The following is a 16291-nucleotide window of genomic DNA, read 5'->3' on the forward strand; positions in this document are numbered from 1 at the left end:
AATCCTCCAAATGATTGACTTGGCTCTGCCCTTGCGGCACTCAATGGGCCTGTTTGATAAGGAAACCGCCATGATCCCTTCGATCCTGCCAACCTATAACCGCGCGCCGCTCTCTTTCGTCAAAGGCGAAGGGACCTGGTTGATCGAGGCGGACGGGCGACGTTTTCTCGATCTGGGCGCGGGCATTGCCGTCAACGCGCTGGGCCATGCGCACCCCAAGCTGGTGGCGGCGCTGACCGAACAGGCCGGGGCGCTCTGGCATACCTCGAACCTCTACCAGATCCCGAAACAACAGGAGCTCGCCGACCGGTTGGTGGCGGCGAGTTTTGCCGACACGGTCTTTTTCACCAATTCCGGCACCGAAGCCTGTGAACTGGCGGTCAAGATGGCGCGCAAGCACTTCTACGATGCAGGCCAGCCCGACCGCACGGACATCATCACCTTCGAGGGGTCCTTTCACGGCCGGTCCTCGGCGGGGATTGCCGCCGCCGGATCGGAAAAGATGACCAAGGGCTTTGGCCCGCTCCTGCCCGGTTTCAAACATGTCGCCTGGGGCGATCACGAGGGGCTGCATGCCGCGATTGACGATCATACCGCCGCCATCCTGATCGAGCCGGTGCAGGGCGAGGGCGGCATCCGCCCGCTGCCAGATCAATGTCTCAAGGGGCTGCGCGCCCTCTGCGATGAACGCGGCATCCTGCTTATCCTTGATGAGGTGCAATGTGGTGTGGGGCGCACGGGGCGGCTCTTTGCCCATGAATGGGCGGGGGTGACACCTGACATCATGATGGTCGCCAAGGGCATCGGCGGCGGCTTTCCTCTCGGCGCGGTGCTGGCGACAGAGCATGCCGCCTCCGGCATGACGGCGGGCACCCATGGTTCGACCTATGGGGGCAACCCTCTGGGCTGTGCCGTGGGCTGCGCGGTGATGTCCGAAGTCGCCACGCCCGAGTTTCTGGCCGAGGTGAACCGCAAGGCCGCGCTCATGCGCCAACGGCTCGAAGGGCTGGTGGCGGCGAATCCGGCCGTGTTCGAGGGGGTGCGGGGCATGGGCCTCATGCTGGGGCTCAAGTGCAAGCTGCCTAATACCGAGGTGGTGCAGGCCGGTTACGCCGCCCTTGTCGCCACGGTTCCGGCGGCTGACAATGTGGTGCGCCTGCTGCCGCCACTTACCATAACCGACGAAGAAATCGCGGAGGCCGTGACACGCCTTGATGCGGCGGCAACGGCGCTGGAAACGGCCTGATTTCATCGTTCCCGAAATACTCCGGGGGTGTGGGGGCTGACCCCCACGGACCCTCCCATCGAAAAGCGATACGACCATGACCCATTTCCTCGATATCCACAAAACTTCTGAAACCGACCTTCGGGCGATCATTGATCAGGCCCGCCTCATGAAAGAGGCACGGCAGGGCCGTCCGCGCGGCACGCCCGATGACGAACAGCCGCTGGCCGGTCGCATGGTTGCGCTCATCTTCGAAAAACCCTCGACCCGCACCCGCGTCTCGTTTGACATGGGCGTCCGGCAGATGGGCGGGCAGAGCATGGTGCTGTCAGGCGCCGACATGCAGTTGGGCCATGGCGAGACCATCGCCGACACCGCCCGCGTCATGAGCCGCTATGTCGATCTCATCATGATCCGCACCTTTGACGAATCCGTCCTGCTGGAAATGGCGGAACATGCCGATGTGCCGGTGATCAACGGTCTCACCGACCGCACCCACCCCTGTCAGATCATGGCCGACATCCTGACCTACGAAGAACATCGCGGCCCGATCAAGGGCAAGAAGGTCGTGTGGTCGGGGGATGGCAACAATGTCTGTGCGTCCTTCCTGCATGCCGCCGGGCAATTCGGATTCGACCTGACGTTTACCGGCCCGATGCAGCTTGACCCGGAGCCCGAGTTCATCGGCCTTGCGCGCAAGGCGGGCAGCACGATCACCATCGAACGCGATCCGTTCAAGGCGGTGGACGGGGCCGATCTCGTCGTCACCGATACCTGGGTCAGCATGCATGACAGCCAATCCACCAAAGAGCGGCGGCACAACATGCTGCGGCCCTATCAGGTCAATGACAAGCTGATGGCGGCGGCCAAACACGATGCGCTCTTCATGCATTGCCTGCCTGCGCATCGCGGCGAAGAAGTGACGTCAGAGGTGATGGACGGGCCGCAATCGGTCATTTTCGACGAGGCCGAAAACCGTTTGCACGCGCAAAAGGCCGTGATGCGCTGGTGTCTCGGCGTCTGACGGCAACACATCTGGACGCAGCGCGCTTGCAAACCCTTAGCCAAAGCGCTTAGCCTGATCCAAGGCTGTTAGCGATAGCAGGGAGGGGCAAGTGGCGCAGATTGGCATCTATGGGCTGGGCACCATGGGCAGCGCCTTGGCGCTGAACATCGCCGAACATGGCTTTGACGTGGCGGTGACCAATCGCGAGGCGGACTGGATCGCGCCCTTCCTCGACGAGGCGGGCGATCTGGCGTCGCGGCTGCACCCCCACGAACGGTTGGAGGATTTCGTCGCGGCGCTGAAATCGCCTCGGATCATCCTCTTCATGATCCCCTCTGGCGCGCCGATGGACGCCATGCTGGCGCAGATCACGCCGCTGCTCAGCCCCGGTGATACGGTGATCGACGGGGGCAATGCCGATTTCCACGACACCCGCCGCCGCGCAGAGGACCTTGCGAAACGCGATCTGCATTTCGTGGGTCTGGGGGTGTCGGGCGGCGAGGCGGGGGCGCGTCACGGCCCCTCGATGATGATGGGGGGCAGTGATCACAGCTGGGCGCAGCTGCACCCGATCCTGACCGCCATTGCCGCCCGCCATGACGGCGTGCCCTGCGTCGCGCATCTGGGGCCGGATGGGGCGGGGCATTTCGTCAAGACGGTGCACAATGGCATCGAATATGCCGATATGCAGGTCATCGCCGAAATCTACAGCCTCTTGCGCAATGGCGCGGCCCTGCCACCCTCCGAGATTGGCGCGCTCTTCGCCACTTGGGACAGGGGGCCGCTCAAATCTTATCTGGTCGAGATCACGGCCCGGCTCTTGACCTATACCGATCCCGAGACCGGCCATCCGATGGTCGATGTGATCAAGGATGCGGCGGGGCAAAAGGGCACCGGGCGCTGGACCGTGATCGAGGCGCTGCGTCTGGGGCAATCGGCCAGCATGATCGAGGCGGCGGTGGGCGCGCGGGGCTGGTCCTCGGAAAAGGCCGCGCGGCAGCGCGCCGAGGCGATCCTTGGCGGGGCGGTGGGCGTATTTGACGACGCCCCCGAGGTTCTGGCCGAGGCGTTCCTGGCCGCGCGCCTGCTGGCCTATGCGCAGGGGTTTCGCATTCTGGCGGCGGCATCCGAGGAATATGCCTGGGCGCTGGATCTGGCGACCATCGCCCGTATCTGGCGGGCGGGGTGCATCATTCGCTCTGCCCTGCTGGATGACATCGCGGCGGCCTTCGATCAGGACCTGCCGCATGGCGAATTGATCCTTGCCCCGGAAATCGCGCAGACGCTGGCGCGCTGCATCCCCGCGTTGCGACAGGTGGTGTGCAGCGCGGTGCATGGCGGGCACCCGGTGCCGGCGCTTTCGGCCGGGCTGGCGTGGTATGACAGCATGCGTTTGGGCCATGGCAGCGCCAATATCATTCAGGCACAGCGCGACATGTTCGGGCGTCACGGGTTCGAGCGTTTGGGGCGTGCGGGTCTGCACCATGGCCCTTGGTGGGACTGAGGCCACGCAGAGTTTCGGAGAGTTGGAGCAGGACAAAGATGGATCAGGGATCGGACTGGCCCCAGGGCTATGGCCGCCGCGTGTTGGCGTCGGTGGACAGCACCAATGCGGAAGCGGCACGTATTGCGCCGAATCTGGCGGGGCCGGAATGGATATTGGCGCATCAGCAGACGGCGGCGCGCGGACGGCGGGGGCGGGCCTGGGCCAATCCGGCGGGCAATTTCGCGGCCACCCTCGTGATGCGCCCGACCGAGAGCCCGGACCGCGTGGCGCTGCGCTCTTTCGTGGCGTCGCTGGCGCTCTTTGATGCGCTGGTTGCGGCAACGGGCCGGGCCGAGGTCTTTGCCCTCAAATGGCCCAACGATGTGCTTCTGAACGGTGGCAAGCTGGCGGGGATCTTGCTCGAAAGCGCCGGGGCAGGCGGCAGCCTCAGCCATTTCGCCATAGGCATCGGGGTGAACCTCTCGCGCGCGCCCGAGGTGTCGGAGGTAGAGCAAGGCGCGCTGCGTCCCGTTTCGCTCTTGTCCGAAACGGGCATCGCGATCGACCCCGAGGCGTTTCTGGACCTCTTGGCCTCGGCCTATGCACGAGCAGAGGCACAGTTCGTGACCTTCGGCTTTGCCCCCATCCGCACCGCATGGCTGGCACGGGCGGCACGGCTGGGCGAGGTCATCACCGCGCGCACTACCCGCGAGGTATACGAGGGCCGGTTCGAGACGGTGGACGAGGCGGGCAATCTTGTTCTATTGACCGCCCAAGGGCGACAGGCGATTGCCGCCGCCGAGGTGTTCTTTTGACCATACGGGACCGGGCGCATGCTTTTGGCGATTGACTGCGGCAATACCAACACGGTGTTTTCCATCTGGGACGGGCAGAAATTCCTCTGCACCCTGCGCACCGCCACGGACCATCAACGCACCGCCGATCAGTATTTCGTCTGGTTCAAGACCCTGCTGCATCACCATGGCATCAAGGCCGATATCACCGGGGTGATCATCTCCTCGACCGTGCCGCGCGTGGTGTTCAATCTGCGAGTCTTTTCGGATCGCTATTTCAATTGCCGCCCGCTGGTGGTGGGCAAGCCCGAGTGCCGCCTGCCGGTCGATGTGCGGGTGGATGCGGGCACGCAGGTCGGACCTGACCGGCTGGTCAACACGGTCGCGGGGTTTGATCTCTATGGCGGCGACCTCATCGTGGTGGATTTCGGCACCGCCACCACCTTTGACGTGGTCGCGAGCGATGGGGCCTATATCGGCGGGGTGATTGCGCCGGGGGTGAATCTGTCGCTGCAAGCGCTACATGAAGCGGCAGCGGCCCTACCGCATATCGACGTGACCAAACCAGAGCGGGTTATCGGCACGAATACCGTCGATTGCATGCAGTCGGGCGTATTCTGGGGTTATGTCGGGCTGATCAATGGGCTATGTGACCGGATAAAGGCCGAGCGTGGCCGCACCATGAAGGTGATCGCAACGGGTGGGCTGGCACCTCTCTTCCAGCAGGGAACGGACATGTTCGACGTGTTCGAAGACAATCTGACAATGCACGGCCTGACCGTGATTGACGCGTATAACAAGGAGGGCTGACGCCCCATGAGCAGCGAACGACTTATCTACCTGCCCCTCGGTGGGGCGGGTGAAATCGGTATGAACGCCTATGTCTATGGCTATGGCAAACCCGGCAAGGAGCGGCTGATCCTCGTCGATCTGGGCGTGACCTTTCCCGATATGGATGGCACGCCGGGGGTTGATCTGATCCTGCCGGACATCTCCTGGCTCGAGGCCCGCAAGGGGCAGTTGGAGGCGATCTTCATCACCCACGCCCATGAGGATCACGTCGGTGCCGTGGCGCATTACTACGCGCGCCTTGGCGCGCCGATCCACGCGCGCGCCTTTACCGCCAATATCGCCCGCCGCAAGATGCAAGAGCATGGCAATCCCGAAAAGGCGGTGCACACCGCCTCCGCTTGGCCCAATACCGTCAAGGCGGGGCCGTTTACCGTGGGCTTCGTGCCAATCTCGCATTCCATTCCCGAAAGCTCCGGTCTGGTGATCGACAGCGCAGGTGGGCGGATCGTGCATACCGGCGATTTCAAGATCGACGTCAACCCGGTGGTGGGCGAACCCTTTGATCGTGATCTCTGGGCCAGCCTCTCCGAACCGGGCGTCAAGGCGCTGGTCTGCGATTCCACCAATGTCTTCAGCCATCACGAGGGCCGCTCCGAGAGCACCGTGGGCGGGCCGATCACCGATCTGGTCGCGGCTTCCAAGGGGCTCTTTGTCTGCACCACATTTGCCAGCAACGTCGCCCGCGTGAAATCGCTGGCCGAGGCGGGCGTGCGGGCCGGGCGCTCGGTCTGCCTCATGGGCCGTGCCATGCAGCGCATGGTCGAGGCGGCGCAGGAAACCGGCGTTCTCACCGGATTTCCCAAGACAATCAGCCCGGAAGAAGCCGGGAATGTCCCACGCGACAGCCTGATGCTGATCGTCACCGGCTCTCAGGGTGAGCGGCGCGCCGCCAGTGCGCAACTGGCCAATGGCAAATACAACGGCATCACCCTCAAGGATGGCGATACCTTTCTCTTCTCCTCCAAGACCATTCCGGGCAATGAGCGTGGCGTGATCCGCATCATCAACCAGTTTTCGGAAATGGGCGTCGATGTGATCGAGGGCGATGATCGCTATCACGTCTCGGGCCATGCTAACCGGCCCGATCTCGACGAGATGCACAAGCTGATCAAGCCGCAGATGGTGATCCCGATGCACGGCGAGCACCGGCATCTGCGCGAGCATGTCAAGCTGGCCAATTCCAATCGGCTCAAGGGAGTGCTGGCGGTCAACGGCATGATGATCGACCTCAGCGGCAATGCGCCCAAGGTGGTCGAGTATGTCGAGACAGGCCGCACCTATCTGGATGGATCGGTGCAGGTGGGCGCTATGGATGGCGTGGTGCGCGACCGGATCCGCATGGCGCTGAACGGGCATGTCATGGTCAATGTCATTCTGGACGAGGACGATGAGCCCTTGGGCGATCCTTGGGTAGAGGTCATGGGCCTTGCCGAGACCGGGCGCTCCAACGCACCCCTGGTCGATGTGCTGGAAGAAGACCTGTCGCAGTTCATGGGCCGGGCCGGGGCCAAGACCCTGACCGACGATGACAAGCTGGAAGAGGGGCTGCGCCGCGTCGCGCGGCAGAGCACGCAGACCGAAATCGGCAAGCGGCCCGAGGTGACGGTGGTCATCAGCCGCCTGACCGCCTGAAGGGGACGGGCGCGTATGCGGATCGGCTATGTCATAGCGAAAGGGCGCGGGGAAACCGATCTCTTGCTGCATGACGTGGCGCGCGCAGCACAGGCGCGGGGTTTGCGCCTGTGTGGTACGGTGCAGGTCAACACCAATTGCGGAGATGACCGGCCCTGCGACATGGATGTCGAGGTGCTGCCCGACGGGCCGGTGATCCGCATCTCGCAAAGCCTGGGACCCGGCGCGCGTGGCTGTCGGCTGGATCCGTCCGCGCTTGAATTGGCGGTGGCCGCCGCCGAGGCGCGGCTGTCCGAAGGCTGCGATCTGGTGATCGTCAACAAATTCGGCAAGCATGAGGCCGAGGGGCGCGGCTTTCGCACGCTGATCGCCGAGGCGCTCAGTCGGGATGTGCCGGTTCTGGTGGGGGCCAACCGGCTCAATGCGCCGCATCTTGACGCCTTTTCCGGGGGTGTGGCCGAGGCGCTCAACCCGGAGTTTGCGCAGATCCTCGATTGGCTCGATCACGCGGTGCCCGCCACGCACCCGTGACCCAGAACGCAATTGACCGGGCGGGGGGCATCTGTCATGCAGCAGGTTCAGTCAGCATGAGGCAAGGACGATGAAGGTCATCATCTGCGGCGCCGGTCAGGTGGGCTGGCAGATCGCGCGGCATCTGTCGGGAGAGCGCAACGACGTCACGGTCGTGGACAACAATCCCGATCTGGTGCGTCGCGCCACTGATACACTCGACGTGCAGGGCATTACCGGCTTTGCCTCTTATCCCGATGTGCTGGACAGGGCAGGGGCGCGGGACGCCGACATGATCATTGCCGCGACCTATTCGGACGAGGTCAACATGGTCACCTGCCAGGTGGCCCATTCGGTCTTTGGCATCAGCCGCAAGATCGCGCGCCTGCGCAGCCAATCCTATCTCGACGCGATTTATTCGGACCTCTACCGCCGCGATCACATGCCCATCGACGTCGTGATCAGCCCCGAACGCGAGGTGGCGCAAGCGGCGCTGCAACGGCTTGCCTCGCCCGCGGCCTTCGATACCGAGCTTTTCATGAGCGGGCAGGCGCAGCTCATGGGTATCCGCTTGGAAGAGGATTGCCCGGTGCTCAACACGCCCCTGCGGCAGTTGAGCGATCTATTCTCGACCCTGCGGGTGGTGGTGCTGGCGGTGCGACGCGAGGGGCGATTGTTTGCGCCGGAAGCGGGGGATCAGCTCTTTGCCGGGGACGAATGTTACCTCTTCGCCCCCATCGAGGATGTGCCTCGGACGCTCGAAGTGTTCGGCAAGTCGCAAAAGAAACAAGAGCGTGTGGTCATCATCGGCGGCGGCAATATCGGCCTTGCGGTGGCCCAAGCGCTGGAGACGCGGCCCGGTGGGCGTATCCGGGCCAAGGTGATCGAGAAAAGCCGCTCTCAGGCGGAGCGCGCTGCGGATGCGCTGGAACGGACCATCGTGCTCAATGGGGACGGCCTTAATTCCGCGCTGCTGGCGGAAGCAGGGATTGCCCGTGCCGATGCGGTGCTGGTTGTGACCGACGATGACAAAACCAACATGCTGGCCGCCGTGCGTGCCAAATCCGAGGGCTGCCCCTTTGCTGTGGCGCTGATCAACGACCCCACGATGGTGCCGCTGCTCGAACCCTTGGGGATTGACGCCTATATCAATCCGCGTGCCACCACGGTCAGCTCGATTTTGCGTCATATTCGTCACGGCAAGGTGCGCGGCGTCTATTCCATCGGGGATGCCGAGGGCGAGGTGATCGAGGCTGAGGTGATGTCGACCTCATCCATCGCCGGGGCGGCGATCCGCGATATCGACTTTCCCGAAGGCGTGCTTGTGGGGGCAGTGCGCAAAGGCGGCAAGATACATAAACCCGCAGGCGGTCTCAGGGTCGAGGCGGGCGATGTGATCGTGATCTTTGCAATGGCGGCGGATGTGGCGGCGGTCGAACAGCTGTTGCAGGTCTCGATCGACTTTTTCTGATCCGATGATCGCCCGACTGCTGACATTCCCACTCATCCTCATCCTCGCCGGGATTGCCGCATTGATGATGTATCTGCCCGCGATTGACGCGGGCATGCGCGGCTTTAGCGGTGTGGGCAAGGCCTTTGCGTTTTCCGGCACCATCGGTCTTGCGCTGGTGATCACGATTGGGCTTGCGTTGTCGGGGCGATCCAACCAGCGGATGAGTGACACGCAAAACCTGATGTCGCTCTTGCTGGCCTATGTGCTCTTGCCGGTGTTTCTGGCCATTCCGTTTTACACTGGCGTGCGGAACACCACCTTTATCAATGCATATTTCGAGATGGTGTCGAGCTTCACCACCACCGGGGCCACACTCTTTGGTGCGCAGGGGCGGTTGGTCGATAGCCTGCATCTGTGGCGCGCTCTGGTGGGCTGGGGCGGGGGGCTGCTGCTCTGGATCTCGGCCTCGGCGGTTCTGGCCCCGCTCAACCTTGGCGGCTTTGAGGTAACGGCGCGGGGCGAGCCGGGACAGGACGAGACGGTCCTGAGCCGGTTCGAGCGTGCAACCCCCGCCAAACGGCTGGCACAATCGACGCGGGTTCTGGCCCCGGTCTATATTGGCCTCACGGGCGCACTCTGGATCTGCCTCTTGATCGGCGGAGAGCGGGCCTTTGTTGCCGCCGTTCACGCGATGTCGACCATGGCCACGAGCGGGATTTCTTCCATTGGCGGGTTGCAGAACGGTGCGTCGGGCTTTGCCGGGGAATTCGCGGTGTTCCTGTTTTTCTTCTTTGCCCTGTCGCGGCTTACCTTCTCGTCGGACACGATCACCTCGGTGCGCCCCGGCGTGCGCAACGATCCTGAATTCCGGCTGGGGGTCTTGCTGCTCGTTGGGGTGCCTCTCATCCTGTTCCTGCGGCACTGGATTGCCACCTTGGGGGTCGAGGATACGTCGGATTGGCGACTGGCACTCCGGGCATTGTGGGGGGCGGTGTTTACCGTTCTGTCGTTCCTCTCCACCACCGGTTTCGAGAGCGCGGATTGGCAGGAGGCGCGGGATTGGTCAGGTCTCGGCACGCCCGGTCTGATCCTCTTGGGGCTCTCGCTGGTGGGGGGCGGGGTGGCCACTACGGCGGGCGGGGTCAAGCTGCTCAGGGTCTATGCGCTCTATCTGCATGCCCGGCGTGAAACAGAGCGGCTGGTGCATCCCTCGTCTGTGGGGCGTGCGACCGGCCTTGGGCGGCGCATCCGGCGGCAAGGGGCCTTTATTGCATGGATTTTCTTCATGCTCTTTGCCATGTCCCTGACCTTTGTCACCGCGCTCTTGGCCTTTGCCGGGCAAGGGTTCGACTCTGCGCTGATTCTGGCGATTTCCGGGCTTTCGACAACCGGGCCGCTGATCCTGACAGCAAGCGACACGCCCATTCGCCTTCTGGAACTCAGCGATGCAGCCAAGATGATCTATGCCATGGCCATGGTGCTCGGGCGGCTTGAAACGCTGGCCCTGATTGCCTTGCTCAACCCCTCTATCTGGCGGGATTAGCGCTATTTTGTAATCCCTGCCGCAGATTGGAACGATTTTATTTTTGGGCTGGAAAGTCTTGCACGGGCAAGACATACTCTGATCTGTATGCAAGACCCCTCGTGCCGGTTCGCGGTGCGCGCAATAAAAAAAGGCAGGAAGACGCATGGCTTCTGATCGACAAAATTTACAGGACGCATTTCTCAACCAGGTCCGCAAGACCAAGATTCCTGTGACGGTCTTTCTGATCAACGGGGTCAAATTGCAGGGCGTGATCACGTGGTTTGACAATTTCTGCATCCTGCTGCGCCGGGATGGACAATCGCAGCTTGTGTACAAGCATGCGGTGTCAACCATCATGCCGTCGCAGCCGGTCAACCTCTACGATGGTGACGACGCCAATTGATGGACCATGAGCGCCCGATAACCCGGGCTTGGGTCATCCACCCCGAAATCGACGGTGCCAATCGCGCCCGTGATCCCGCCCTGGCCTTGGAAGAGGCGGTGGCGCTGGCGCATGCTCTGCCCGATATCGAGGTGGTGGGCGCCGACCTCGTGCGCCTGCGCAAGCCGGATGCGGGGCGTCTTTTTGGCAAGGGCAAGCTGGAAGAGCTGCATCAGGCGATGGAGGCCGCCGAGGTCGAGCTGGTTCTTGTGGACGGGCCGGTCACGCCCGTGCAACAGCGCAACCTCGAAAAGGCTTGGGGCGTCAAGCTTCTGGATCGCACCGGGTTGATTCTCGAGATTTTCAGTGACCGTGCCGCGACCCGCGAAGGCGTGTTGCAGGTCGAAATGGCGGCGCTCAGCTATCAGCGCACGCGGCTCGTGCGCGCCTGGACCCACCTCGAGCGGCAGCGGGGCGGGCTTGGTTTTGTGGGGGGACCCGGTGAAACCCAGATCGAGGCGGACCGCCGTGCAATCGACGATCAGCTCGTGCGACTGCGGCGTCAGCTGGAAAAAGTATCCAAGACCCGAACCCTGCACCGCGCCGCGCGCGCAAAGGTGCCGTTTCCGGTGGTGGCCCTCGTCGGCTATACCAACGCGGGCAAATCCACGCTTTTCAATCGCCTGACCGGGGCGGATGTCATGGCCAAGGACATGCTCTTTGCCACGCTCGATCCGACGATGCGCCGCGTCAACCTGCCCGAAGGCGGGCCAGAGGTGATCCTGTCCGACACCGTGGGCTTTATCAGCGATCTGCCGACCGAATTGGTCGCGGCGTTCCGGGCGACACTGGAAGAGGTGCTTTCTGCGGATCTGATCTGTCATGTGCGCGACATTTCGCATCCCGAGAGCGTGTCGCAGGCGCGCGATGTGGCGAGCATCCTCGAAAGCCTCGGGGTCAGCGACAAGACCCCCCAAATCGAAATCTGGAACAAGATCGACCGCTTGCCAGAGGACGCGCGCGCCGCCGCCGTGACCCAAGCGGCGCGCCAAGACGATGTCATCGCGATTTCCGCGATTTCGGGGCAGGGGCTGAGTGAACTGATCGCGGCCATAGGCGACAAACTGTCCGACGCAACCCACCTGACGCAACTGCACTTGCGCTTTGCCGAGGGGCGCAAACGGGCCTGGCTCTTCGAGAAAGAGCTGGTCGAAGCCGAGACACAGACCGAAGATGGCTTTGATCTGACCGTGCGCTGGACCGCGCGACAAGAGGCGCGCTTTCGCGCCTTGTGATGGCGGATTTGATGGGTGCGGGGGCGCGCGCCGGTCCTTGGGGGCCGATGGGAAAAATCTAGCTTTTGCCGTGAATGACAGCATTTAGGTACCCCGTCGCCCTAGTCTGCCCCTTGAGAACGCCTCGTGCCAAGTTTCGCCTTGATAGACCACGCGGGATTGGGGATACCTCGTTTGATTTACTGCGGGGTTGAAGAGATATCCTATGATTACTCCGGTTCTTCTTTGTGGCGGGTCTGGCACGCGGCTTTGGCCTCTGTCGCGCAAGTCCTATCCGAAACAATTCGTGGCACTTTTGGGCGATGTGACGCTGTTCCAGGCCTCGGCGCAGCGGTTGTCGGGTCCGGGTTTCACGGCGCCGATGGTTCTGACCAATGCCGATTTCCGCTTTATCGTGGGCGAGCAACTGGATGATATCGGGATCACCCCGGGGGCGGTTCTGATCGAGCCATCGGGGCGCAATACGGCCCCTGCGGTTCTGGCGGCAGCGCTCTGGCAGGCGCGCCAGGACCCGGAGGCGCTGATGCTTGTGGCCCCCTCGGACCATGTGGTGCCCGATCCCGAGGCGTTCCGTCAGGCGGTCGCGGCGGGCGTGGGGCCTGCGCAGGCGGGGCAGCTCGTGACCTTCGGGATCCGGCCCACCCATGCCGAAACCGGCTATGGCTATCTGGAACTGGACGGCGCGCCGGGCGATCTGGCCCCGCATCCCATCGGCCTCAAGCGGTTCGTCGAAAAGCCCGATGCCGAGGCGGCGGCGGCGATGCTGGCAGAGGGCACCTATCTCTGGAATGCGGGGATTTTCCTTTTCAAGGCGTCCACCATGCTGGATGCGTTCCGCGCCCATGCGCCGCAGCTCCTGGCGCCGGTCGAGGCCGCCGTCGACAAGACCACGCCCGATCTGGGCTTTTACCGGCTCGACCCCGAGGCGTGGAACGGGGCCGAGGATATCTCGATCGACTATGCGGTGATGGAAAAGGCCCATAACCTCACGGTCATTCCCTTTGCCGCCGGATGGTCGGATCTGGGGGGATGGGATGCGGTCTGGCGGGAAACCGGACCGGACGCGCGCGGCGTGGCGACCTCTGGCCATGCCACGGCGATTGATTGCGACAACACGCTGTTGCGCTCCGAGGAGGCCGGGCTCGAGGTGGTCGGGATCGGCCTCGAGAATATCATCACGGTGGCCATGCCCGACGCGGTTCTGGTGGCGCATGTCAGCCGGGCGCAGGATGTGAAACAGGCGGTGGCCGCCCTCAAGGCCAAGGGGCGCAAGCAGGCCGAGAGCTTTCCCAAGGATCACCGCCCCTGGGGCTGGTTCGAGAGTCTGGTGATCGGCGAGCGCTTTCAGGTCAAGCGGATCCATGTGCACCCCGGCGCGGCCCTCAGCCTGCAGAGCCATCACCACCGCTCCGAGCATTGGATCGTGGTCGAGGGCACCGCCAGGGTGACGGTGGACGCGGAGGTCAAGCTCGTGACCGAGAACCAATCGGTCTATATCCCCTTGGGTGCGGTGCACCGGATGGAAAACCCCGGCAAGGTGCCCATGGTGCTGATCGAGGTGCAGACCGGCTCTTACCTCGGGGAAGATGACATCATCCGCTATGAAGACATTTATGCGCGCGGCTGACGGGCGCGCTGCGGATTGTCGGGCTTCAAGCGGCCAAAACCGCTTTATATTAGCGGCGCGTGATGTCGAGGATCTGACCAAGACGCTGTCATTGGCCTACGCTCTACATCTTGGCGTGTTGCCGCCCCGTTGCGCGTCGTCAAGCGTTTGATCTCCAAGTACGTCTTGTGCCTCGCGACCATGCGGACCCGGCGGTTTCCCTCGGACTGTGTTGACGTGACAGGCGGGGTAATGGCCGCTCACTATCCCCTTAAGGGGCGCTACAAAGATTGGTTGAATCCTTGCGGATGATGACCATACTACCGTGAACCAACGCCGCGATTGCGCTGGAGAGTTCAACAAAAACAAGATTGGCTGGGCAAAACTGGCATGAGTGAACACCCTGTGATCAAGACCAAAGCGCGCACTTTCATTCATGTTGGGGCAGGGGCGGGCAAGCGACTTGCGGAGTTTCAGCGCCACGAACCGGATAAGATCGTGCTGGTCGAGGCAGAGCGCTCTGCCGCCGCGCGATTGACCCAGAAGAATGCGACGGCGTCACATGTGCAGGTGATACAGGCGGCATTGGGCAGGGAAGAGGGCGAAGCAGAGTTGTCTCTCTGGAATTTCGCGCGACTGAACAGCATGCAAGAGCCGACGTCCGAATTGCACGAGCTCTTTCCGGGGTTGATCCGAAAGGAACGTCAAAGCGTGCCGGTCATTACGCCCGCGCGCTTGATGTCCGAGATGGGGCCACTGAAACGGCCTCTGTCCGTTATCCTTGAGACCCCCGGCAATGAGATGATTTTTCTGGAGGCCTGCAAGGCGGATGGCGTGCTGGATCAGATCGACCAACTCGAGCTTCTTGCGGCAGAGGAGGTGTTGTACGAAGGGGCCGCCACCCGCGCTGAATTGGAGGCATGGCTGAGTGAAGAAGGCTTTGTTGTCACGCTGCGCGATGAGGAAGACGCGGATTGGACCGTGCTCCACCTTGTCGCGGATCAAAAGGCCATTGCGCTACTGCGTGCCCAGGCCCGTATCGATGCATTGAATGAGAATGTCGCATCCTTGGAGGCAACGCTGTCCGAGACGCAGGCCGCGCTGAAAGCGGCCAAGGAACGCGCAGAACAGCACGAATCGGCCTTGTCCGCGGCGGCAGAGGCAAAAGCCAAGGCTTTGGCGGAACGCGATGCGGCGTTGAAGTCGGCGACCGAAAAGACCTCTGGCTTTGAGGCCACCATGGCCAGTCTGGAGAAGCAGCGGAACAGTGCCGAGCAGAAGCGCGACGAAGCTGTGGCAACCCTTGATTTTCAAACGCGTTTTCAAGCCATGGTGCAAGTCGATCTGGAGAACTTGCGCGCGCGCTTGGAGCAGAGTGAGACACAGCGTCAACGCCAAGAAGACTTGCTGGGCAAGCTTACGGCCAAACTGTCGCTGGCGGCCGAGTATCTTCGGCATATGCCCACCAATGGGCCGGAGAGTTTGGCTGCGTCACCCTCGCCAGAACTATACTCACCCCGTGGGCGCACCGACGCCAAAAGAAAGAAAACAAAGGCTGGGAAAGGGTCAAACGCGTGACGGCGATGACCAATGCAAAATCAATCGCGGATGAGATCGAGGCGGCGCTGGACATGCTGCAGGCCTACAAGACCTCTGTGCCGACATTGCCAATCACTGACAGCTTTCCAAGCCTTTTGGAGCAATGCGAGGCAATGTGTCGGTCTTTCACGGGACCAGCGCCGATCCGGACATTGCACCATTTTGCCTGTTCCGGCGGCACCCTGATCGCGAAATGCATTGCGGCATTGCCCGGCGTTGTTCTGTTGAACGAAATTGACCCGCTCAGTCAAATGCGTTTGGCCGCCCTTAAGCGGGCTCCGCAATTCGCGCCCACTGATCTGTTCGGGGCGCTGATGCTGTCCCAACGCCAGATCAATCCGACTGCGATCGCCGCTGGTTTTCGTGAGGCAACGCAGGCAATCGTTGCCGACCTGGCACCCAAAGGACAAAGTCTGGTTATCCGGGACCATTCACATTCCCATTTCTGCACCCGGATTGATCATGATGCGCGCCCGTCGCTTTACGAAATCCTGGCCGAAGGGCGTCATCCTGTGATGTCGCTGGTCACGGTCCGGCATCCGCTCGACAGCTTCTTGTCTTTGCATACGAACGGGTGGCTGCATTTTTCGCCCCCCACGCTTGAATCCTACAGTCAGCGATACCTTGCATTTCTGGATCGTCATGCAGATTTGGACCTCGTGAAATACGAAGACTTTGTGGCTGCGCCCGAGAGCACATTGGCGAAGATTTGCCAGATTATCGACTTGCCCTATCACGCGTCGGCCTTGGAGCTGTTTTCCATCATCCGCCTGTCTGGCGATAGCGGCCGCAAGGGCCGCCAGATTGCCGAGCGGCCACGCCGTGAGGTTCCAGACGAGATCAATGCCCAACGGGGAGAGGACCGATACCGATCGTTATGCGCGCGTTTGGGTTATGAACCGTGAAGGTCACACGACTTTTCAAGC

The 16291-nt window shown here is 62.5% G+C and carries 14 protein-coding genes; all 14 read left to right on the top strand.

Translation table 11 applies throughout. The features are described from left to right. Positions 1 to 70: 70 nt before the first annotated feature. The 14 genes from AACZ65_RS05175 (at position 71) to AACZ65_RS05240 (ending at position 16270) form a co-directional block, all read left to right on the top strand. Positions 71 to 1246 carry an aspartate aminotransferase family protein gene (locus tag AACZ65_RS05175; protein ID WP_339668602.1) on the top strand — a complete coding sequence of 392 codons (1176 nt, stop codon included), beginning with the start codon at positions 71 to 73 and terminating at the stop codon, positions 1244 to 1246. Positions 1247 to 1322: 76 nt separating this feature from the next. After that, on the top strand, positions 1323 to 2249 hold the full coding sequence (gene argF / locus AACZ65_RS05180) for an ornithine carbamoyltransferase (RefSeq protein WP_339668604.1): 927 nt from the start codon (positions 1323 to 1325) through the stop codon (positions 2247 to 2249). Between the two features lie 91 nt (positions 2250 to 2340). Beyond that, the gene (gene gndA, locus AACZ65_RS05185) at positions 2341 to 3735 is read left to right on the top strand and encodes an NADP-dependent phosphogluconate dehydrogenase (RefSeq protein WP_339668606.1); all 1395 of its coding nucleotides are present in this window, start codon (positions 2341 to 2343) and stop codon (positions 3733 to 3735) included. 38 nt (positions 3736 to 3773) lie between these two features. Next, on the top strand, positions 3774 to 4532 hold the full coding sequence (locus AACZ65_RS05190; RefSeq protein ID WP_339668608.1) for a biotin--[acetyl-CoA-carboxylase] ligase: 759 nt from the start codon (positions 3774 to 3776) through the stop codon (positions 4530 to 4532). Positions 4533 to 4550: 18 nt separating this feature from the next. Continuing rightward, on the top strand, positions 4551 to 5321 hold the full coding sequence (locus AACZ65_RS05195; protein ID WP_297542815.1) for a type III pantothenate kinase: 771 nt from the start codon (positions 4551 to 4553) through the stop codon (positions 5319 to 5321). Between the two features lie 6 nt (positions 5322 to 5327). Beyond that, positions 5328 to 6995, top strand: a complete 1668-nt coding sequence (locus tag AACZ65_RS05200) for a ribonuclease J (protein WP_339668612.1) — start codon at positions 5328 to 5330, stop codon at positions 6993 to 6995. Between the two features lie 15 nt (positions 6996 to 7010). Next, on the top strand, positions 7011 to 7526 hold the full coding sequence (locus AACZ65_RS05205; protein ID WP_339668614.1) for a DUF2478 domain-containing protein: 516 nt from the start codon (positions 7011 to 7013) through the stop codon (positions 7524 to 7526). A gap of 70 nt (positions 7527 to 7596) precedes the next feature. Further along, entirely contained in the window at positions 7597 to 8976 is a 1380-nt protein-coding gene (gene trkA, locus AACZ65_RS05210; protein ID WP_339668616.1) for a Trk system potassium transporter TrkA, read from the top strand. 4 nt (positions 8977 to 8980) lie between these two features. Beyond that, entirely contained in the window at positions 8981 to 10501 is a 1521-nt protein-coding gene (locus AACZ65_RS05215; protein WP_339668617.1) for a potassium transporter TrkG, read from the top strand. Positions 10502 to 10646: 145 nt separating this feature from the next. Next, positions 10647 to 10886: an RNA chaperone Hfq gene (hfq, locus tag AACZ65_RS05220; RefSeq protein ID WP_008283145.1), complete on the top strand. Its 240-nt coding sequence runs from the start codon at positions 10647 to 10649 to the stop codon at positions 10884 to 10886. Beyond that, positions 10886 to 12160 (top strand): GTPase HflX, encoded by a 1275-nt coding sequence (gene hflX / locus AACZ65_RS05225; protein WP_339668630.1) that lies wholly within the window; start codon positions 10886 to 10888, stop codon positions 12158 to 12160. Before hfq ends, hflX begins: the two co-directional genes overlap by 1 nt. Before the next feature lie 205 nt (positions 12161 to 12365). Then, entirely contained in the window at positions 12366 to 13787 is a 1422-nt protein-coding gene (locus AACZ65_RS05230) for a mannose-1-phosphate guanylyltransferase/mannose-6-phosphate isomerase (RefSeq protein ID WP_339668632.1), read from the top strand. Positions 13788 to 14156: 369 nt separating this feature from the next. Next, positions 14157 to 15344: an FkbM family methyltransferase gene (locus tag AACZ65_RS05235; RefSeq protein ID WP_339668633.1), complete on the top strand. Its 1188-nt coding sequence runs from the start codon at positions 14157 to 14159 to the stop codon at positions 15342 to 15344. Further along, complete coding sequence (locus AACZ65_RS05240; RefSeq protein ID WP_339668635.1) at positions 15341 to 16270, top strand: hypothetical protein; 930 nt, start codon at positions 15341 to 15343, stop codon at positions 16268 to 16270. The genes AACZ65_RS05235 and AACZ65_RS05240 overlap by 4 nt, the downstream gene beginning before the upstream one ends. Positions 16271 to 16291 lie beyond the last annotated feature (21 nt).

This window comes from uncultured Roseovarius sp. (assembly GCF_963972555.1).
Lineage (GTDB): Bacteria > Pseudomonadota > Alphaproteobacteria > Rhodobacterales > Rhodobacteraceae > Roseovarius > Roseovarius mucosus.